The sequence below is a fragment of the Actinomadura rupiterrae genome, from assembly GCF_024172125.1.
Taxonomy (GTDB): domain Bacteria; phylum Actinomycetota; class Actinomycetes; order Streptosporangiales; family Streptosporangiaceae; genus Spirillospora; species Spirillospora rupiterrae.
The window spans coordinates 641783-661062 of record NZ_JAMZEA010000002.1 but is presented as its reverse complement, the minus strand read 5'-3'; the positions used below and the strand labels follow the sequence as shown (position 1 = coordinate 661062).

Sequence of the window (19280 nt, the reverse complement as noted above, 5' to 3'; positions counted from 1 at the left end):
GCCCCATTATTTCGAGGGTCTCCCGTCGTCTCGTCCCCACGGACCCGGTGAACCGGGCGGGGAACAAGAGCGGCAACTCCAGACGTTGGACCATTCGGCGCTTCGGACGCTAGCGGCTGAGGCACGTCGAGCGTCCATGTCCCGAAATTGCTCAGTAAAAACAACCAAGGTGGGTGTTCCATGGCTCAGGTACGTCGGCAGGCAAACCTCCCTCGTCCCTCGTGGGGCTGGCAGGACGCCGCGGCGTGCCGGGGGGAAGACCTCGTGCTCTTCTTCGGCCCCGACGGCGAGCGCCAGCCCGAACGCGAGATCCGTGAGCGCAAGGCCAAGCAGATCTGCATGGGCTGCCCGGTCCGCAACGAGTGTCTGGACTACGCCGTCTCCCGGCCCGAGAAGTACGGCACCTGGGGCGGACTCAACGAGGACGAGCGCGCCTCCGAGCGCCGCCGCCGCATGCGCCGCGCCAACGCCGCCTAGGCATTGCCCCGTCCTTCGGCCACCGCGCCGGAAGGTCGCCGACGGCAAGCCCCCGGCACGCCACCTGAAAACGTCAACGGCCCTGCTCCGGCGGGGCCGTTCGCGCGTCCGGGCCGCGCCATTCCCGATACCTCATCGGAACGTTCTTGCGCCGCCCATTCGGAAAACGGAACGGACCATTTTCGGACTAGTACCGCCGGGCCATGGCCATGATCCTTTCGACCCCATCCCCGGGTGGTTCCGATCCGTTCCGGCCCGCCCTTACCAGATCTACCAGCGCGCGGTTCCGGCGCGTTCCAGCCAGCGGACGACGTCCTCGTCCGTGAGCTGCGCGAAATCCTCGTACCACTCGCCCACGGCCCGGAACACCCGGGGCGCGGCGACGGCCACCACCGTGTCGGCGTCCTCGGTCAGCTCCCGCACCGTCGCGGACGCGCCGACCGGCACCGCCAGGAGCAGCCGCTCCGGCTTGCGCGCCCGGACCGCGGCGAGCGCCGCCCGGGCCGTCCCGCCGGTGGCGAGCCCGTCGTCGACCACGACGACCGAGCGTCCCGCCGTCCCCGGAAGCGGGCGGTCGCCCCGGTACGCGCGGACCCGGCGGTCCAGCTCGGCGCGCTCGGCGGCGACGGTGGCGGCGAGGTCGTCCTCGTCCAGCCGCAGGCGGGCCAGCAGCCCCGCGTCCAGAACCGGGTCGCCGCCCTCGGCGATCGCGCCCACGCCCAGCTCCGGCTGCGGCGGGTAGCCGATCTTCCGCGTCACCAGCACGTCCAGGCTGCCGCCGAGCCGCCGCGCGACCTCGTACCCGACCGGCACCCCGCCGCGCGGCAGCGCGAGCACCACGGGCTTGTCCAGCTCCAGCGGGACGAGCCGCTCGGCCAGCACCCGCCCGGCTTCGGCCCGGTCCGCGAACGGCAACTTCACGGGCGACATGGCGTCCTCCCCCAAGAGGCTCCCGGCAGTCTCCAGCTTAGATCGGCCGGCCGCCGCCGCCCGCGAAGTCCCCCGCCGCCGCCTCCGCAACGGCTCCCGCCGCTTGCGGGGCGGGCCGGGTCAGGAGGCGGTGGTCAGCCAGGCCAGGGGGTTCCGGTGGAGGACCTGGGTGAGGGTCGCGTCGTCCGCGCCGGCGGCGCGGAGCGCGGGGAGGACGGTGTTGAACAGGTGGGCGTAGCCCGGCCCGTCGTAGCGGGTGATCTGGGTCATGCGGGTGACGCCGGAGCTGAGCAGGACGCGGTCGGCGTGCCCGGCGTCCAGGAGGTCCAGGACGGGGCGGATGCGGGTCTCCAGGGGCGCGGTGGCGGCGTCCGGGTCGGACGGCAGCAGGCTGAAGGAGACGTAGGCGCCGTTCTCGGCGATCTTGCGGAGCGCGGCGGGGTCGTCGGAGAGGTCCTGCCGGGTGATCGCGATGCGGCCGGGGGCCAGGCCCGCGCCGGTCAGCACTTCGAGGAGGGCCAGGCCGGGGCGGCCGTGCGCGGCGACGGACAGGCCGGAGTACTCGGCGGCGCGGGCCGCGCCGCGCAGGCAGCGCTCCTCGGCGGCGGTGGGGACGTCGCCCCAGGTGCCGACCTCGCCGATCACGCCGGGCAGCACGCTGGTGCCGTCCAGGCCGAAGCCGATCTCGGCGAGCAGCCGCTCGGCCAGCTTCACCTCGTCGGCGTCGTCCACGTAGGACGGGTGGAACGGTCCGGCGAACAGGCCGGTCGCGGCGACGACGGCGACCCGGGAGCCCGCCGCCATCCGGGACAGCGCGGCGGCGTTGCGGCCGATGCCCGAGCAGGTGAGGTCCACGACGAGGCCGACACCGTGGTCGGTGCGCAGCCCGGTCAGCTCGGCGGTGACGGCCTTCTCCTCGTCCAGCCAGCGGCGCGGGTCGGAGTCCAGCCGGGCCGGGTGGGACGGCCAGCGCAGGTCGAGCTGGAGGTGCTCGTGCGCGAGCACGGGTCCGCTGACGGAGGACGCGTCGATGGATCCGGTGACGGTGCGCAACCGCCCGGTCTGCTCACTGGGGGCCATACTTGGCGAGGTTACGACATACTTGACGGTTTCCCGGCCGGGCTCTGGGGATTCTTTACCCACATGTCCGCCGCGCCCGTCCTCGGCGAAACCCACAGGTCCCCTGACCCGAGCCCCTCCCGACCAGTCAGGAAGCGGACCCGAACCGGCGCGCTCCGGTCGGTGGTCAGGGGGTTTCGGGCGGGTCGGACGCGCGGCGGCGGGCCTGGAGGGTGCCGGCGCTCGGCCAGCGGCGGTCGATCTCGCTGTTGAGCGCGGCCCCGAGCAGGACGGCCAGCGCGGCCACGTACAGCCAGCCCAGCACCGCGATGGACGCCGCGAGCGACCCGTACACCGAGATCCCGCGCAGCGACCCGGCGAGGTAGAAGCGGAGCAGGAAGCTGCCGAGGATCCAGATCAGCAGCGCGACGACCGCGCCGGGCAGCTCGCGCCACCAGGCCGTCCGGACCGGGATGCTGTGGTGGTAGAGCAGCGCCAGGAAGATCACCGAGACGCTCACCACGACCGGCCAGTAGAAGATCTCCACGAAGCCGGAGCTCTGCGGGACGGCCTTGCGGGCGAGCGCGGGCCCGGCGACCAGCAGCGGGATCACCACCGACAGCAGGACGACGCCGAGCAGGTAGAGGAAGAACGCGCGCAGCCGCGTCCGGATCACGCCGCGTACCCCGGACAGCCCGTAGGTGATGGTGATCGTGTCCACGTAGACGTTGGTGGCGCGGGACCCGGCCCACAGCGAGATCAGGAAGCTGACCGACACCACGTCCGGCCGGCCGCCCTTGATCACGTCGTCCAGCAGTGGGACGACCAGGCCCTTCACGGCGGGCTCGGTCAGCACGTTCTCGGCGCGGTGGATCGTCCAGGTGCGGATCTCGGCCACGGTCTCGGCGCCGAGCAGGCCCTTGAGGTGCCCCATCATGCCGACCAGCCCGATCACCAGCGGCGGCAGCGACAGCAGCGCGAAGAACGCGGCCTCGGCGGCCAGCCCGGTCACCCGGTACCGGAACGCCGCCACGACCGTCCCGCGCACGAGGATCCACGCCGTGCGGGCCGCGTTCACCAGCCAGGCGGCCAGGCGCCGCCGCGGCGCGTCCTCCACACCGTCCCCTCCCGCGCGCGGGCGCGGGACGGACGCCGGGACCGACTCGAATTCGGACACCTGGCCCGTTCCCTCCGACAACGCCCTGTCCATCGGGGACGGGTCCGCTTCCGGCCCGGACGGACCTCCCCATCCGGACGGACCTTCCCGCCCGGACAGACCTTCCCGCTCAAGCGGGGCTTCCCACCCGGACGGCCCAGGCGGGGCTTCTCGCCCGGACGTGGCCTCACCCTCCCATGCCCCCGCCTTTTCGGACAGCTCGTCCGCGGACGCCCGCGCCGGAACCGCTCCCCCGCCGGACGGGCCGTCCGCTGCCCCGCTGCTCACCGCCCTCCACGGTAGAGCGTCCCCCATCCGGAACCTCCCGCTTGACCCGTTCCTGTGATCCACTCGGCGCGTCGCGCCTCCGGTTCGACGGCGCCGGGCCGCGTCCGGCCCATGATCGACAGGCGGGGGCGGGCCTGCGGGGATGACCGAAGTCACCTGTCCGCATGCCGGACGGAACTGGACAGGCCGCCGCGGCGCGTGTCAGAGTTCAAGCATGCCTACCGTGGATCCGCTGCTGGTCATGCGCCGGCATGTCGACTTTCAGCGGGTCCGCAGCGCTATCTGTCGGTGACGCCCAGACCACGCCCCTGCCGTAGCCGAACTGTCGAACGCGGGCGCGTGGCGCATCGGCGTCGCCCCGAATCCGACCTTCCGCTCAGCGTCGAGCCGGCCGTCTTCCTGCCGCCGGTGCGTCCGCGTCCCCTTGCTCATCCCAAGGACGCGCCGTGCCACCTGCGACCACCTCCAGCGCCAAGCCCGCCAGCGCCAGACCCAAGCGCGGCGAGGGCCAGTGGGCCCTCGGTTACCGCGAGCCGCTGAACAAGAACGAAGAGAACAAGAAGAACGACGACGGCCTGAACGTCAAGAACCGGATCATCGAGGTCTACTCGAAGGCCGGCTTCGACTCCATCGACCCCGCCGACCTGCGCGGCCGCTTCCGCTGGTTCGGGCTGTACACCCAGCGCAAGCCCGGCATCGACGGCGGCAAGACCGGCTCCCTCCCGGACGAGGAGCTGGACGACCGCTACTTCATGATGCGCGTCCGGATCGACGGCGGCCAGCTGGACGGCCCGCAGCTGCGCACGATCGCCGACATCGCGACCAGGTACGCGCGCGGAACCGCCGACATCACCGACCGGCAGAACGTCCAGTACCACTGGATCCGGATCGAGGACGTCCCGGCGATCTGGGAGGCCCTGGAGGCGGTCGGCCTGCACACCACCGAGGCGTGCGGCGACACGCCCCGCGTGCTGATCGGCTGCCCGCTCGCCGGGATCGCGGCGGACGAGGTGATCGACGCGACCCCGCAGCTGCGCGAGGTGCACGACCGGTACATCGGGTCCAAGGAGTTCTCGAACCTGCCGCGCAAGTTCAAGTCGGCGCTCTCGGGCTGCACGGCGCACTGCACCGTGCACGAGATCAACGACGTGGCGTTCGTCGGCGTGGTGAACGAGGACGGCGAGGCCGGCTACCAGGTGTTCGTCGGCGGCGGCCTCTCCACGAACCCGATGTTCGCGCAGAGCCTCGGCGTGTTCGTCCGGCCGGAGCAGGCGCACGAGGTCTGGAAGGGCGTCGTCTCGATCTTCCGGGACTACGGCTACCGGCGGCTGCGGCACCGCGCCCGGCTGAAGTTCCTCGTGTCGGACTGGGGTGCGGAGAGGTTCCGCCAGGTGCTGCAGGACGAGTACCTCGGCTTCGCCCTCCCGGACGGCCCGGAGCCCGCGCCGCCGCTCCCCCGCCGCGACCACGTCGGCATCCACCCGCAGAAGGACGGCAACTACTACGTCGGGTTCGCGCCGCGCGTCGGCCGCGTCAACGGCGAGCTGCTCGGTGTGATCGCCGACCTGGCCGAGCGGTACGGCTCCGGCCGGACGCGGACGACCGCCGAGCAGAAGATGGTCATCCTGGACGTGCCGGAGGAGAACACCGAGGCGCTCGCGGACGAGCTGGCGCGGCACGACCTGCAGGTCAGGCCGTCCACGTTCCGGCGGCAGACGATGGCGTGCACCGGCATCGAGTACTGCAAGCTCGCGATCGTCGAGACCAAGCAGCGCGCGATGGACCTCATCGACGAGCTGGAGAAGCGGCTGCCGGCGTTCGAGCAGCCCATCTCGATCAACGTCAACGGCTGCCCGAACGCGTGCGCGCGGATCCAGGTCGCCGACATCGGCCTCAAGGGCCAGCTCGTCGTGGACGAGAACGGCGACCAGGTGGAGGGGTTCCAGATCCATCTCGGCGGCGCGCTCGGCCAGTCGTTCGGCAAGAAGGTGCGCGGGCTGAAGACCACCTCGGCCGGGCTGACCGACTACGTCGAGCGGGTCGTCCGGAACTACGACGCGCAGCGGGCGGACGGCGAGACGTTCGCGCAGTGGGTCGGCCGCGCGGACGAGGCGGACCTCAAATGAGCGAGCGCGCGGCCACCGGCCGACGTCCGGGACCTGGCATGAGCGCGCACGCGGCCACCGGCGTCCGGGAGGCGGCATGAGCGAGCGCGCGGCGCCGTTCTACTGCCCGTACTGCGGCGAGGAGCGGCTCGAACCGCGCGAAGGGGAGGGGGCGTGGTTCTGCCGTGACTGCGTCCGCTCCTTCCACCTGAAGTTCCTCGGGGTCGGTGCGCCCCGGGAGGCCGGAGCCCCCCGGCCGGAGACCGAGGAGTCACACCGGTGACGCTGCTGGAGACCGACAGACCGACACTCGACCTCGAGGACATCGTCGAATCCGCCGCGGCCGCGCTCGACGGCGCGCCCGCGCTCGAAGTGATCCGCTGGGCGTCGGCGACGTTCGGCGACCGCATCTGCCTGACGTCCTCGATGTCGGACGCCGCGCTGATCCACCTGGTATCCAAGGTGAAGCCCGGCATCGACGTGCTGTTCGTGGACACCGGCTACCACTTCGCCGAGACGGTCGGCACCCGGGACGCGGTGGAGGCCGTGTACCCGGTGAACGTGATCAACGTCCAGCCGTCCCGGACCGTCGCCGAGCAGGAGGCGGCGCTCGGGCCGCGGCTGTACGGGCGCAACCCCGACCTCTGCTGCCACCTGCGCAAGGTCGAGCCGCTCGGCCGCGCGCTGGAGGGCTACATGGCCTGGTTCAGCGGCATCCGCCGGGACGAGACGGCGTCCCGCCGGGACCGCCGGGTCGTGGAGTGGGACCGGCGGCGCGGCATGGTCAAGGTCAACCCGATCCTCGACTGGACGCAGGAGGAGATGGACAACTACATCGAGGACAACGGGATCCTGATCAACCCGCTGCACCACGACGGCTACCCGTCCATCGGCTGCGAGCCCTGCACCCGCCCGGTCGCCCCCGGCGAGGACCCGCGCAGCGGCCGCTGGGCCGGAACCGGCAAGACCGAATGCGGAATCCACCTCTGATGACACCTGGCGGGACGCCGCTGGTGGCGGTGGCGCACGGGTCGCGGGACCCGCGCGCCGCCGCGACCGTCGCGCGGCTGATGGACGCGGTGCGCGCGCTGCGTCCGGACGTGCCGGTGCACACGTCCTTCCTGGACCACTGCCCGCCCGCGCCGGGCCCGGTGCTGGACGGCCTGGCGGACGCGGGCGCGGCGTCGGCGGTGGTGCTGCCGCTGCTGCTGACCGCCGCGTACCACTCCAAGCACGACGTCCCGGCCGTGCTGCGGGCGGCCGACTCGCGGCTGGACCTGGTGACGGCCCGGACGCTCGGCCCGCACCCGCTGCTCACCGCGGCGCTGGAGCGGCGGCTTCGCGAGGTCGACGTGGAGATCGGCGATCCGGGCACGGCGGTCGTGCTGACCGCGGCCGGTTCGAGCGACCCGACGGCGAACGCGACGATCGCGGGGCTGGCGCGGCGGTGGCGGCGGCGCGGCTGGCGCGGGGTGGTGGCCGCGTACGCGTCGGCGACGCGTCCCACGCCAGGCGAGGCGGTCGCGGCGCTGCGGGACGCGGGCGTGCCGCGCGTGGTCGTGGCGTCCTACTTCCTCGCGCCGGGTTTCTTCACCGACAAGGTGCGGGACGAGGCGCTCGCGGCGGGCGCGGCGGCCGTCTCCCCCGCGCTCGGCGACGCGCCGGAGCTCGCCGAGCTGGTCGTGTACCGCTACGAGCGGGCCCTGATGGACGCGCGCCTGGGCTTGGCCGCCGCCGTCTGACCGCCATCGCAGGGCGGCGGCGGCCCTTCCCATGGCCCTTCGCATGGCGCTGTCCCATCACATGACGCTGACATTGCCAAACAGGTGACTTCGGAGACTTCAGAGCCGGTTCTGCCTTTGTGAGACTTCCCTTCTGAGGAGGCACACATGGGCAGGCCCGGTTTCCGCGTCATCGCACTGTTGAGTGCGGTCGCCTTCCTCGGCCTGCTTGCCTCGCCCGCCGCGGACGCCGCGACTCGGGTTCCGGTGGTGTTCGTGCACGGGTACCGGGGCGAGCCGTCCAATTGGGCGACGGCGATCGCCCAGTTCGAGGACGCGGGCTACCGCCAGGACGACCTGTACGCGTTCGAGTACGACTGGGCGCAGTCCAACGAGGTCAGCGCGCAGGAGCTGGCGGCCTTCGTCCAGCGGGTGTCGGCGAGGACCGGGCATGCGCAGGTCGACATCGTGAACCACTCGATGGGCGGGCTCGTCACGCGCTGGTACCTGAGCAGGCTGCACGGCGCGGCGCACGTGCGGCACGTGGCGTCCCTGGCCGGGGCCAACCACGGGACGTCCGCGGCGCTGGCCTGCGACCTGGACCTCTCGTGCCGGGAGATGATGCCGGGTTCGCCCTTCCTCGTCCGGCTCGCCGCGTCCGGGCCCGAGGCGCCCGGGCCGACGAGGTACGCGACGTGGTACTCGCCGTGCGACCGCGCGATCGTCCCGTACACGAGCACCGAGTTGCCCAAGGCCGCCAACCACGTGCTGGCCTGCGAGACGCACAACGCGTACCTGACCGATCCGGAGGTGCTGCGCGAGGTGCGCGGGTTCCTGGCGTCCCCGGTCAGCCCAGTTCGAGGAGCAGGCCGGTGACCTTGTCGTTCTGCTCCGGCTCGTCGGCGATGGCGTAGATCCTGCCGGTCTGCGGGTCGCGGGCGACGGCGGTCGCGGACGCCTGTCCCGGCAGTGTCGCGGGTCGCCACGCGCGGCCGTCGAAGTGCAGGACGCGTCCGCCGCTCTCGGCGGCCCAGAGCCCGCCGCGCCCGTCCTGGACGACCGATTCGAGCGCGCGCCGCAGGCCCGAGGTGGTGGTCCTGCGCCAGGTCTTCCCGTCGTAGTGCAGGACCAGCGGCCCGGCCTCGGACGAGCAGGAGCAGTCGGTCCCGCCGACCGCCCAGGCGTCGGCGCCGGTCAGCGCGGCCACCGAGCGGACGAAGCCGAGCCGGACGGGCGTGTGCGCGCGTCGCCAGGAGCGCCCGTCCCAGTGCGCCAGGAACGGGGTCGCGTCGAGGTTCTTGGTGCCGAGCGAGCGCTGTCCGGCCGTCCACACGTCGTTCGAGGCGCGTGCGGTCATGCCGAACAGGAGGACGTCGTGGTCGCCGCCGACGCCCTTGTCCGTCCTGTGCCAGGCGGTGCCGTCGTAGTGGAGCAGGACGGGCGCCTGCTTGTCGCCGTGGTCGTCAGGCTTGGCGCCGCTGACCCAGATGTCGCGTTCGCTGACCGCGGTGACTCCGTAGGCGCCGAAGCCGCGCCGCGTGGGACGGACGTCCTGCCGCCACGTGCGTCCGTCGGTGGTGAGCAGTTCGGCGCCGCCCTTGTCGGACGCCAGCACCCAGGCCAGCCCGCCGACCGCCGACACGTCGCCGCCCTCGCTGGTCCCCGGCTTGAGCGGCGCGTCCAGCTTCGCGAGCCGTCCGCCCTGGTAGCGCAGGACGAACCCGGATGGCGAGCCCGCCTTGCCGAGCGGGCCGCTCGTCCCGGAGACCCACACCGTGCCGTGCGCGGCGGCGAGGCCCTGGAAACTCGCGGATGTCTCGCCGCCGGACGGCATGGCATAGCGGCCGAGGACGCGCGCGACCGGTGCGTGACCGGTCGTCCGCGCGTCCAGCCCGGCATGGGCCCGCAGGGGCGGGCCCGAGCCGAACGCGCCCGAGCCGAACAGGACCGCCGCCACCGCGACCGCGACCGTCGTGACCGCCCCCGCCGCCACGACCGCCGCTCTCGCCCTGCTCTTCATGGCCGCTCCCTGCGCTTCCCGGCCGCCGTCTGGTGAGACGCTCGGGACAAGTCTGAAAGTTCCCTACAAACCAGCCGAATTCGACCAGCATGCCCGGCCGAGCGTTAGCGCCGGGTGAACCGCCGCTTCACTCTCGCCGCTTCACTCCCGTGCGTTCACTCCCGTGCGTTCACTCCCGTGCGTTCACTCCCGTGCGTTCTCGACCCGCGCGTTCAGTTCGGGGCTGAGGAAGAGGCGGATCACGTCCGTGAGGGCGTGGGACGAGAGCGTCGGGTCGACCGCGCGGCGCAGGCCGAGGCCGATTCCCAGGCTGAGCAGCGCCTCGGCCAGCTCGTCCGGCCGGAGCGGCAGGACCAGGGAGCGGCGGCCCGCCTCCTCTTCCAGCAGGGCGGCGAGCGCCTGGACCCAGTGCCGCCCGCCCTCGGCGACGCGGTCGCGCAGGTCGGGGTCGCGGCGGGTGGCGTGGATCGCGAACTCGGCCTCCAGCAGCGTCCAGCCGGGGTCGCCGATCGTCCGCTCGGCCCAGGCGTCGAAGACGGCGAGCCGGTCCTCCGCCGAACCCTCGCCGCCGATCGCCTCGATGACCGCGCCGACCTGCTCGGCGCGCACCTGGTCGATGACGGTCTGGCAGAGGTCGTCCTTGGTGGCGAAGTTGGAGTAGACGGCGCCCTTGGAGAAGCCCGCCGCCTCGGCGACCCGGTCGAGCGTCGTGGCGTGGTAGCCGTCCCGCAGGAACAGCCGGCGCGCCGTGGCGACCAGCAGCCCGCGCGTGCGGGCCTGCCGCGCCGCCCTGCTCAGGCCGCTCTCTCGTGCCATGACGTGCAGTGTACGGCCCGGACGGCCGGATCCGGCGGCCTATTGACGTCGAGTCCAACACTCACATACCGTCGGTATCCGAACGAAGGAGCCCCCCATGCGATACCCCGCTGTGGCGCGTCCGGGAGCCGTCGCGGCGGTCACCGGCGGCGCGCGCGGCATCGGCCGCGAGACCGCCCGGCTGCTCGCCGAGCGCGGCGCCCGGGTCGCGGTCGGCGACCTCGACGCCGGGGCCGCCGCCCGCACGGCCGCCGAGCTGACCGCCGCGCTCGGCCCCGCCGGCGCGGTCCTCTCCGGACCCCTGGACGTCACCGACCGCGCGTCGTTCGCCGCGTTCGCCGCGTCCGTCGAGGACGCCCTCGGCCCGATCGACGTGCTGGTCAACAGCGCCGGGGTCATGCCCCTCGGCCCGTTCCTGGACGAACCGGACGAGGTCAGCGCGACCACGATGGACGTCAACGTCCAGGGGCTCGTCAACGGGATGCGGACCGTCCTGCCGGGGATGGTGGAGCGCGGACGCGGCCACGTCGCGAACATCTGCTCCATGGCCGGCAAGCTGCCGCTTCCTGGCATGGCGGTCTACAACGCCAGCAAGTACGCGGCCGTGGGACTCACGGCATCCGTGCGGGAGGAGATGGCGGCGCACGGCGTCAGCGTCAGCGCCGTCCTGCCGACGGCCGTCCGGACCGGGCTGACCGAGGGCGTCCGGCTCGGCGGCGGCCTGCCGACCATCGACCCGGACAGGGTCGCCGAGGCGGTGGTGCGGAGCTGCGTGTCGCGGCGGGCCGAATACCCGGTTCCGGGCTGGCTCGCGGTGGTGGAACCGGCGCTCGCGGTCGCGCCGGAAGGGGTGGTCCGGGCCGTCCGGAAGCTGATGGACGGCGACCGCGCCCACCGGCAGACCTTCGGCACGCGCGGCGCCCATGACCGCCGCGTCGCCGAGCAGGCCGTCCGCCGGCGCGCCGCCCGGAATTCCGAAGAGGGCGGGCAGAACGACGCGGGGCGCGGGCGGGTGGTCCAGGATGGCTGAGGCCGAGTCCCCCGAGGTCGTGATCGTCGGGGCCGGGTTCTCCGGGTTGTGCGCGGGGATCCAGCTGCTGCGGCGCGGCATCCGCGACTTCGTGATCCTGGACGCGGCGGAGAGCGTCGGCGGCGTCTGGCGGCACAACACCTATCCGGGCGTGGCCGTGGACATCCCGTCCGCGACCTACTCCTTCTCGTTCGAGCCGAACCCCGGCTGGTCGCGGGCGTTCGCGCCGGGCGAGGAGGTGCGCGCCTACGCCGAGCACTGCGCGACCAAGTACAAGCTGCGCCCGCACCTGCGCCTGAACACGCGCGTCGAGAAGGCCGAGTTCGACAGCGGCGCCAACCGCTGGCGCGTCTCGACCTCCGATGGCGGGACGGAGTACTCGGCGCGGTTCCTGGTGTGCGCGGTCGGGCCGCTCGACCAGCCGAGGAACCCCGACATCCCGGGCCTGGACGGGTTCGCCGGGAAGATCGTCCACACCGCGCGCTGGGACCACGGGCACGACCTCGCCGGACGGCGCGTCGCGGTGATCGGGACGGGCGCGTCCGGGCTCCAGGTGATCCCGGAGATCGCCGCGCGCGCCGCGCACCTGGACGTCTACCAGCGGACGCCGATCTGGGTGTTCCCGAAGGTCGACTTCGCGATCCCGCGCGGGGTGCGGCGGCTGTTCCGCGCGCTGCCGCCGGTGCAGCGGCTCGTCCGGCTGGTGACGACGGCGGTGTCCGAGGTCGTGATGGTGCTCGGGATCGTCCACTACAGCAAGGCGCCGTTCCTGGTGCGCGGCGCGGAGCTGCTCTGCCGGGCGCACCTGCGGCGGCAGGTGCCCGACCGCGCGCTGCGCCGCAAGCTCACGCCGCGCTACGGGTTCGGGTGCAAGCGGCCGTCGTTCTCCAACGCCTATTTTCCGGCGTTCACCAGGCCGAACGTGGCGCTGGTCACCGAGCCGATCGAGCGGGTCACCGCGTCCGGCATCGTCACCCGGGACGGCGTGGAGCGGCCGGTCGACACGCTCGTCCTCGCCACCGGGTTCAAGATCCTGGAGCCGGGCGCGACGCCGCCGTTCCCGGTCGTCGGGCTCGGCGGGGTCGAGCTGGGCGAGCACTGGGACCGCGAGCGGTACCACGCCTACGAGGGCCTGTCGGTTCCCCAGGCGCCGAACTTCTGGATGATGAACGGCCCGTACACGGTGACCGGCGCGTCCTGGTTCTCGATCATCGAGGCGGGCACGACGCACATCGTCCGGGTGCTGGCCGAGGCGCGGCGGCGCAGGGCGGCGCGGGTGGCGGTGCGGGTCGGCCCGCACGACGCGTTCACCGCCGACATGCGCCGCCGGATGCGCGGCACGATCCTCGCGCAGCCGAGCTGCGCCCGGTCCAACAGCTACTACTTCGACAAGCGCGGGGAGGCCCCGTACATCCGGCCGCAGTCCGGTCTGTACGTTTGGCGCCGAGCACGCACCTTCGACCTCGACGACTACGAGTTCACCCGATGAGAGGACGTCCCGACATGGCTCTGCTCCGCAAGGCCGGAATCGCCCTGGCCGCCACGGGCGCGGCGCACTTCGCCGCGCCGAAGCTGTTCGAGCCGATCTCGCGGGTCGGCTTCCCGCACGACACCGAGGCCTGGATCAAGCGGAACGGCGCGACCGAGCTGGCCCTCGGCCTCGCCCTCACCACCAAGAAGACCCGGAAGGCCGGCGTGATCGGCGTGGCCGCGTACTTCGGCTGGCTCGGCGCGCGCGTCGCCTACCAGCGGCAGAACGCCTAGGACCGCCGAAAGCGACGAGGCCGGTTCCCGCGGTTGCGGGGACCGGCCTCCTTGTTCGGGGGCCTCACCACCAGGAGGCGGGCTCCTCGTCGACGATCTTGATGTCGCCGAGGTAGGCGTTGGCCCGGACGCGGACGACCGGGACGTGCGGCCCGGCCGGGACGTCCCGGGCGGAGACCCGGCGGTCGCCCAGCACGGCGTGCCCGGTCAGCTCCACCACGGCCCCGGACGGGACGATCAGCGTGACGTCCCCGAGCACCGCGTTCGCGACCACGCTCACCGCGCCGGTCGGGACCTGGGCGGCGCGCAGGTCGACCTTGACGTCGCCGAGGACGGCCAGGATCTCCAGCTCCTCGTCGATGCGGCCGACGATGCGCTCGGTGCAGTCACCGAGGACGGCGCTGAACCGACGGGTCTTGAGCAGCGGGGCGGGGGCGGCGCCGGGCGCGCCCATCCCGGGCAGGTCGGCGACCACGGCCTCCAGGTCGGCGCGGGTCACCGCGGAGTAGGCGGCCTCGGTGCGGCCGGCGAGCTCGGCGAAGGTCAGCCTGCCCTCGACGGACGCGACGCGGAGATGCTCGACGACCGCCTCGCGCTCGGCGTCCGAGGCGCGGACCTGCGCCGGAGCGGTGCTTCCGGGCGGCGGGGAGGCGGGAGTCTGCGCCTGCTGCGGGGTGGGCTGACTCATGCTTCCGACGTTATGCCCCCGCGACCGCCGAACAATCCACCGGGGGGACGAGATCCACCCTGCCCTCGGGGAGGACCCGGACCGCCCGGGGCGGACCCGGCCTGGTACTACATCTTCCCTACAGGTGATTCGATTCTGTAAGGTTGGGGGTGTCCGTGCCGCCCGTCCCGTCCGCGAGGAGCCCGCAGTGCCGACCCACGAGGTGTTCAACCAGGTCCCGCCGCTGACCGGGCACGACCTCGCCGAGGACGCCGCGCTCCTCGACGGCCTCATCCGCGAGGACGCCGCCTGGGCCGTCCCGGAGGTGCACGAGATCGGCCGCCTGGCGGGCACCGCCCAGGCCCAGGAGTGGGGGCGGCTCGCCAACGAGAACCCGCCCGTCCTGCGCACCCACGACCGGTACGGCCACCGCATCGACGAGGTCGAGTTCCATCCTGCCTGGCACGAGCTGATGGACGTCGCCGTCACGCACGGCCTGCACGGCGCGCCCTGGGCGGACGGCCGTCCCGGCGCGCACGTCGCCCGCGCCGCCAAGTTCTACGCCTGGCGGGTGGACGCCGGGCACGGCTGCCCGGTCTCGATGACCTACGCGGCCGTCCCGGCGCTGCGCCAGACGCCCGAGCTGGCCGCGCAGTACGAGCCGCTGCTCGCCAAGCGCGAGTACGACTACGGCCTGCGCGCGCCACTGACCAAGAACGCGCTGCTCGCGGGCATGTCGATGACCGAGAAGCAGGGCGGCTCGGACGTCCGCGCCAACACCACGCGCGCGACCCTCCAGCCGGACGGCACGTACACGCTCGTCGGCCACAAGTGGTTCACCAGCGCGCCGATGTGCGACCTGTTCCTCACCCTCGCGCAGACCGACGCCGGCGTGACCTGCTTCCTCGTCCCCCGCGTCCTGCCGGACGGCACGCTCAGCCCGCTGCGGCTGATGCGGCTCAAGGACAAGCTGGGCAACAAGTCCAACGCCTCGTCCGAGATCGAGTACGAGCACGCCGTCGCCCACCGCGTCGGCGAGGAGGGGCGCGGCGTCCGGACCATCATCGAGATGGTCAACATGACCCGCCTGGACTGCGTGATCGGCGCCGCCGCCGGGATGCGCGAGGGCCTCACGATCGCCGCCCACCACGCCGCGCACCGCAAGTCCTTCGGCAAGTACCTCGCCGACCACGCGCTGATGCGGAACGTCCTGGCCGACCTGTCGCTGGAGTCCGAGGCCGCCACGACGCTCATGCTGCGCCTCGCGGGGGCCACCGACCGGTCCGTGCGCGGCGACGCGTCCGAGACCGCGTTCAAGCGGCTCGCCCTGGCCGTCAGCAAGTACTGGGTCTGCAAGCGCTGGCCGGCGCACGCCGCCGAAGCGCTCGAATGCCTCGGCGGGAACGGCTACGTCGAGGAGTCGGGCATGCCGCGCCTGTTCCGCGAGAGCCCGCTGAACTCCATCTGGGAGGGCTCCGGCAACGTCGCCGCGCTCGACATCCTGCGCGCGATGGCGAAGGAGCCCGCGACCGTCGAGGCGTTCTTCACCGAGGTCGAGCTGGCCGCCGGCGCGGACGTCCGGCTCGACGGCGCCGTCCGGCGCGCCAAGGACGCCCTGACCGACTTCGGCACGATCGAGCTGCGCGCCCGCAGCGTCGCCGAGCAGCTCGCGCTGATCCTCCAGGGCTCGCTGCTCGTCCGGCACGGCCACCCGGCCGTCGCCGACGCCTTCTGCGCCACCCGCCTCGCGGGCACGGGCGGCGTCGCCTTCGGCACCCTCCCGCCCGGGCTCGACCTCACCCCGCTCATCGACCGCGCCACCCCCAAGATCCCCTGACCGGACGCGCCGCCCCTCCCATCCCGACCGAACGCGCCGCACCTCCCACCTGACCGGACGCGCCGCACGTCGGTTCTGACCGGACGCGCAGCACCTCCATGACGTCCCGCCCCTCTTGACAAATCCGGTCGCCGAAAACACGATCTGCGCAGTGGCATCCGTCACACCCCCACCCCCTCGGCGTATCGCTCCCAGCTCCGGACCGTTGACTGCGAAACCCGCTGCCCACCTCGCGGGCGACGCGGTGCAGGCGCGGACGTCCCCACCCCCTGGAGTGCCGCATGAAGGTTCGCCACCTCCCCCGCGCGCTGGCCGCATCGGTCCTCGGTCTCGGCGGCGCCACCGCGCTCGCGCTTCCCGCGCAGGCGTCCCCGTCGCTGAACTACGTCGCGATGGGCGACAGCTACAGCGCCGCGTCCGGCGTGGTGCCGCTCGCCCCGTCCGCCGATCCGCTGTGCGCGCGCTCCACGCTGAACTACCCGCACCTCATCGCATCCAAGATCGGAGCCACGCTGACGGACGTGACGTGCGGCGGCGCGAAGACCGGCGACTTCACCTCCTCGCAGTACCCGGGCGTCGCGCCGCAGCTCAACGCGCTGGGCTCGGCGACCCGGCTGGTCACGATGACGATCGGCGGCAACGACGGCAACCTGTTCGCCAGCACCGTCCTCGCCTGCGGGACGGCCGGTGTGAGCACCGGCGGCCTGGGCCATCCGTGCCAGACGCTCTACGGGTCCAGCTTCGTCAACACGGTCAACACGACGATCGCGCCCGCGCTCAAGAACGCGCTGCAGCAGGTGCGGGCGAAGGCCCCCAACGCGCGGGTCGCCATCCTCGGGTACCCGCGCATCCTGCCCGACCAGCCCGACCCGTCCTGCTTCGCCAAGATGCCGATCGCGATGGGCGACTACGCGTACGTCAACAACATCGAGGCGGCGCTCAACTCGGCCGTCCAGCAGGCCGCTGCCCAGACCGGCAGCACGTACGTCACCATGGCGGCGTCGGTCGGGCACGACGCCTGCCAGCCGCTCGGAACCAGGTGGGTCGAACCGGCCCTGTTCGGCACGAACTTCGTGCCCGTCCACCCCAACGCGCTCGGCGAGAGCATGATGGGCCAGCAGGCCATGCAGCAGCTCGGCCTTGGCCTCGGCTGAGGCTGAGGCTGAGGCTGATCGGGCCGTCACCGGTCCCGGCGTGGGGCGCCTACGCCGGGGCCGGGGCGATCCTCTCCAGGGCGCGGCGGGTGGACGGGTCGGCCGGGTAGCGCGCGACGACGTGGAGCTCGGGGTCCTCGGCGGCGATGAGCTTGGCCTGCCGGAACGTGAGCGGCCCCAGGTCCGGGTGGTCGAAGCGCTTGAGCGCGGGGTTGAAGCCGGCCACGTCGTGGCGGGCCCAGCGCTCGGGGAACCCGGGGTCGGCGGCCGAGACGTCCGCGACGATCTCCGCGAAGCGCGGGTCGCCGGGGTGCCGGTCGGCCGAGGCGCGGAACTGCGCCAGCACAGCCCAGGACTCCGACTCCCAGCTCTTCACGACCGTCCGCATCGGCGGCCAGCCGAAGTACAGCCAGATCATGTTCCGGCGCTCGGCGGGCAGCGCGTCCAGGCCGCCGTAGATCGCCGCCTCGGCGGCGTTGTGGGCGAGGATGTCCCAGTGCCGGTCCAGCAGGCAGGCCGGGTTCGGGGCGAGGGCGGCGACGGTCGCGCGCAGGTGGTCGCCGACGGCCGGGCAGCCCTCGGCCACCGGACGCGGCGCGGCGTCCGCCTCGCCGGCGAGCGAGAAGACGTGCCGGCGTTCCGCGCCGGTCAGCCGCAGCGTGGTCGCCACCGCGTCGAGGACCTGGGCGGACGCCGCGATCGCGCGCCCCTGCTCCAGCCACGAGTACCAGGACACGCTCACGCCGGACAGCAGCGCGACCTCCTCGCGGCGCAGGCCGGGCGTCCGGCGGCGCGGCCCTCCCGTCAGGCCGACCTCCTCCGGCGTGAGGCGCTCCCGCCGCGACCGCAGGAACGCGCCGAGCGCGGCGCGGCGCTGTGCTTCACGATCGTCCATGGTGATCGAAACCCTAGCCCGGCGGGCTTCACACCCGGCACCCTGTTGGCGCTGCTCACAGGATGATCCGTGAGCGGCTGAGGGGCGGCGGGCGCGTCCGGCGGGCGGACGCTGGCTGCATGAGCATGGTCACCCGAACGGCCGAGCCGGACGCGCGTCCGGACGGCCGCGTCCCGTTCCCCCTCACCGCCGCCGCGTTCAGCGCCAACTTCGACCGGTTCGCCGTGGGGCCGATTTTGGTCGCGGTCGTGGGCGCGCTGCACGTCCAGCTGGCGTCCGCAGTGGCCCTGGCCAGCGGTTACGCCTTCGCCTACGGGTTGTCGCAGCCGCTTTGGGGCATCCTTTCGGACCGGTTCGGGCGGCTGCGCGTCATCCGCCTCGCGCTCGTCCTCGCCGCCGTCGCCGGGCTGGCCTCGGCGGTCGCGCCGAACCTGGTGGTCCTCACCGTGCTGCGGGTCCTCGCCGGGTTCGCGTTCGGCGCGGTGGTGCCGTCCTCGATCAGCTTCGTCGGGGACGCGGTGGCGCCGGCCCGCCGCCAGGCCGCGCTCGCCGACCTCATGGCGGCGCTGGGCCTTGGCAGCGGATTGGCCGCCCTGGTCGCCGGGGCCATCGGGAACTGGCTGAGCTGGCGGCTGGTGTTCGCCGTCCCGGCGATCGCGGCCACGGCGGCTGCCGTCGCGCTGCGCCGCGCCACCGACCCCGAGCGCGCCCCGGCGGCCGGGCTCCGCGCGCAGCTCGCCGCCGTCGCGCGGGCCCGGTTCGCCTACGTCGTGACCGCGCTCGGCCTGGTCGAGGGAGCGGTGCTGCTCGGCGGGCTGACCTTCGTCGCGCCCGCCCTGCAGCACCGCGGCTTGTCTGCGGCAGCGGCGGGCGCGATCACCGCCCTGTACGGCGCGGGGACGCTCGCGTTCACCCGCGCGGTCAAACCCCTCACCCACCGCGTCGCGGCGCACTGGCTCGCGGCGATCGGCGGCGCGTTCGTGGCCACCGGCTACACCGCCGCCGCCGTTGTTCCAGGCGTGTGGACGTACGGCCTCGTCGCCACGCTGCTGGGCGCGGGCTGGGCGTTCCTGCACTCGACGCTCCAGGCGTGGGCGACGTCGGTCGTCCCGGACGCCCGCGGCACGGCCGTCTCGGTGTACGTCGCGGCGCTGTTCGTCGGCAGCGCCCTCGGCGCGGCGCTCGGCGGCGGCAGCGCCGACCACGGCCACTTCGGCACGATCTTCGGGGTGGCGGCCGTGGCGACCGTCCCGCTGACCGCCGCCGTGGTCGTCGGCCGCCGGTTCTTCACCGCGTCCGGCTGACCTGGCGCTCCGCCCGGACGCGGTGGGGCGGTCGCGCGCCCGCGGTGGCACGGGAGC

The 19280-nt window shown here is 73.4% G+C and carries 19 protein-coding genes; 12 read left to right on the top strand and 7 right to left on the bottom strand.

Features of this window, described 5'->3' with window-relative positions; translation table 11 throughout:
- Positions 1-180 precede the first annotated feature (180 nt).
- Positions 181-477, top strand: a complete 297-nt coding sequence (locus tag FHU30_RS07560; protein WP_253873376.1) for a WhiB family transcriptional regulator — start codon at positions 181-183, stop codon at positions 475-477.
- Positions 478-747: 270 nt separating this feature from the next.
- Here FHU30_RS07560 and FHU30_RS07555 read toward each other — a convergent pair whose 3' ends face one another.
- The 3 genes from FHU30_RS07555 to FHU30_RS07545 all read right to left on the bottom strand — a co-directional run bounded on the left by FHU30_RS07555 (position 748) and on the right by FHU30_RS07545 (position 3643).
- Positions 748-1407: a phosphoribosyltransferase gene (locus FHU30_RS07555; protein ID WP_253873374.1), complete on the bottom strand. Its 660-nt coding sequence runs from the start codon at positions 1405-1407 to the stop codon at positions 748-750.
- Between the two features lie 120 nt (positions 1408-1527).
- A complete protein-coding gene (locus FHU30_RS07550; protein ID WP_253873372.1) occupies positions 1528-2487 on the bottom strand; it encodes a phosphotriesterase family protein in 960 nt (319 codons plus the stop codon).
- 166 nt (positions 2488-2653) lie between these two features.
- Positions 2654-3643 carry a YihY/virulence factor BrkB family protein gene (locus tag FHU30_RS07545; protein WP_253873370.1) on the bottom strand — a complete coding sequence of 330 codons (990 nt, stop codon included), beginning with the start codon at positions 3641-3643 and terminating at the stop codon, positions 2654-2656.
- Between the two features lie 713 nt (positions 3644-4356).
- On the opposite strand from FHU30_RS07545, the gene FHU30_RS07540 reads away from it, so the two are divergent.
- The 5 genes from FHU30_RS07540 (at position 4357) to FHU30_RS07520 (ending at position 8612) form a co-directional block, all read left to right on the top strand.
- Entirely contained in the window at positions 4357-6036 is a 1680-nt protein-coding gene (locus FHU30_RS07540; protein ID WP_253873368.1) for a nitrite/sulfite reductase, read from the top strand.
- A gap of 76 nt (positions 6037-6112) precedes the next feature.
- Positions 6113-6298, top strand: coding sequence for an Insertion element protein (locus tag FHU30_RS07535; RefSeq protein WP_253873366.1), 186 nt, complete (start codon positions 6113-6115; stop codon positions 6296-6298).
- Positions 6295-7005: a phosphoadenylyl-sulfate reductase gene (locus tag FHU30_RS07530; protein ID WP_253873364.1), complete on the top strand. Its 711-nt coding sequence runs from the start codon at positions 6295-6297 to the stop codon at positions 7003-7005. The genes FHU30_RS07535 and FHU30_RS07530 overlap by 4 nt, the downstream gene beginning before the upstream one ends.
- On the top strand, positions 7005-7757 hold the full coding sequence (locus tag FHU30_RS07525) for a sirohydrochlorin chelatase (protein ID WP_253873362.1): 753 nt from the start codon (positions 7005-7007) through the stop codon (positions 7755-7757). Before FHU30_RS07530 ends, FHU30_RS07525 begins: the two co-directional genes overlap by 1 nt.
- A gap of 147 nt (positions 7758-7904) precedes the next feature.
- A complete protein-coding gene (locus tag FHU30_RS07520; protein ID WP_253873360.1) occupies positions 7905-8612 on the top strand; it encodes an esterase/lipase family protein in 708 nt (235 codons plus the stop codon).
- On the opposite strand, the gene FHU30_RS07515 is transcribed toward FHU30_RS07520, so the two are convergent.
- A complete protein-coding gene (locus FHU30_RS07515) occupies positions 8584-9756 on the bottom strand; it encodes a beta propeller repeat protein (RefSeq protein ID WP_253873358.1) in 1173 nt (390 codons plus the stop codon). The two genes, FHU30_RS07520 and FHU30_RS07515, sit on opposite strands and share 29 nt — an antisense overlap.
- A gap of 183 nt (positions 9757-9939) precedes the next feature.
- Positions 9940-10572: a TetR/AcrR family transcriptional regulator gene (locus FHU30_RS07510; RefSeq protein ID WP_253873356.1), complete on the bottom strand. Its 633-nt coding sequence runs from the start codon at positions 10570-10572 to the stop codon at positions 9940-9942.
- Positions 10573-10669: 97 nt separating this feature from the next.
- Here FHU30_RS07510 and FHU30_RS07505 point away from each other — a divergent pair, with 97 nt between their 5' ends.
- From FHU30_RS07505 to FHU30_RS07495, 3 genes are read left to right on the top strand one after another with little or no spacing between them, the layout of a single operon-like run.
- The gene (locus tag FHU30_RS07505) at positions 10670-11602 is read left to right on the top strand and encodes an SDR family oxidoreductase (protein WP_253873354.1); all 933 of its coding nucleotides are present in this window, start codon (positions 10670-10672) and stop codon (positions 11600-11602) included.
- Positions 11595-13091: a flavin-containing monooxygenase gene (locus FHU30_RS07500; protein ID WP_253873352.1), complete on the top strand. Its 1497-nt coding sequence runs from the start codon at positions 11595-11597 to the stop codon at positions 13089-13091. The genes FHU30_RS07505 and FHU30_RS07500 overlap by 8 nt, the downstream gene beginning before the upstream one ends.
- 14 nt (positions 13092-13105) lie before the next feature.
- Entirely contained in the window at positions 13106-13366 is a 261-nt protein-coding gene (locus FHU30_RS07495) for a DoxX-related protein (protein WP_253873350.1), read from the top strand.
- Positions 13367-13430: 64 nt separating this feature from the next.
- Here FHU30_RS07495 and FHU30_RS07490 read toward each other — a convergent pair whose 3' ends face one another.
- On the bottom strand, positions 13431-14054 hold the full coding sequence (locus tag FHU30_RS07490) for a DUF1707 SHOCT-like domain-containing protein (RefSeq protein ID WP_253873348.1): 624 nt from the start codon (positions 14052-14054) through the stop codon (positions 13431-13433).
- A gap of 187 nt (positions 14055-14241) precedes the next feature.
- Here FHU30_RS07490 and FHU30_RS07485 point away from each other — a divergent pair, with 187 nt between their 5' ends.
- Together FHU30_RS07485 and FHU30_RS07480 are read left to right on the top strand one after the other, a co-directional pair.
- Positions 14242-15870, top strand: a complete 1629-nt coding sequence (locus FHU30_RS07485) for an acyl-CoA dehydrogenase family protein (protein ID WP_253873346.1) — start codon at positions 14242-14244, stop codon at positions 15868-15870.
- 281 nt (positions 15871-16151) lie between these two features.
- Complete coding sequence (locus FHU30_RS07480) at positions 16152-17024, top strand: SGNH/GDSL hydrolase family protein (RefSeq protein WP_253873344.1); 873 nt, start codon at positions 16152-16154, stop codon at positions 17022-17024.
- Positions 17025-17073: 49 nt separating this feature from the next.
- On the opposite strand, the gene FHU30_RS07475 is transcribed toward FHU30_RS07480, so the two are convergent.
- Positions 17074-17919, bottom strand: coding sequence for a helix-turn-helix transcriptional regulator (locus tag FHU30_RS07475; protein WP_253873342.1), 846 nt, complete (start codon positions 17917-17919; stop codon positions 17074-17076).
- 119 nt (positions 17920-18038) lie between these two features.
- Here FHU30_RS07475 and FHU30_RS07470 point away from each other — a divergent pair, with 119 nt between their 5' ends.
- A complete protein-coding gene (locus FHU30_RS07470) occupies positions 18039-19223 on the top strand; it encodes an MFS transporter (protein ID WP_253873340.1) in 1185 nt (394 codons plus the stop codon).
- The last annotated feature ends 57 nt before the right edge of the window (positions 19224-19280 follow it).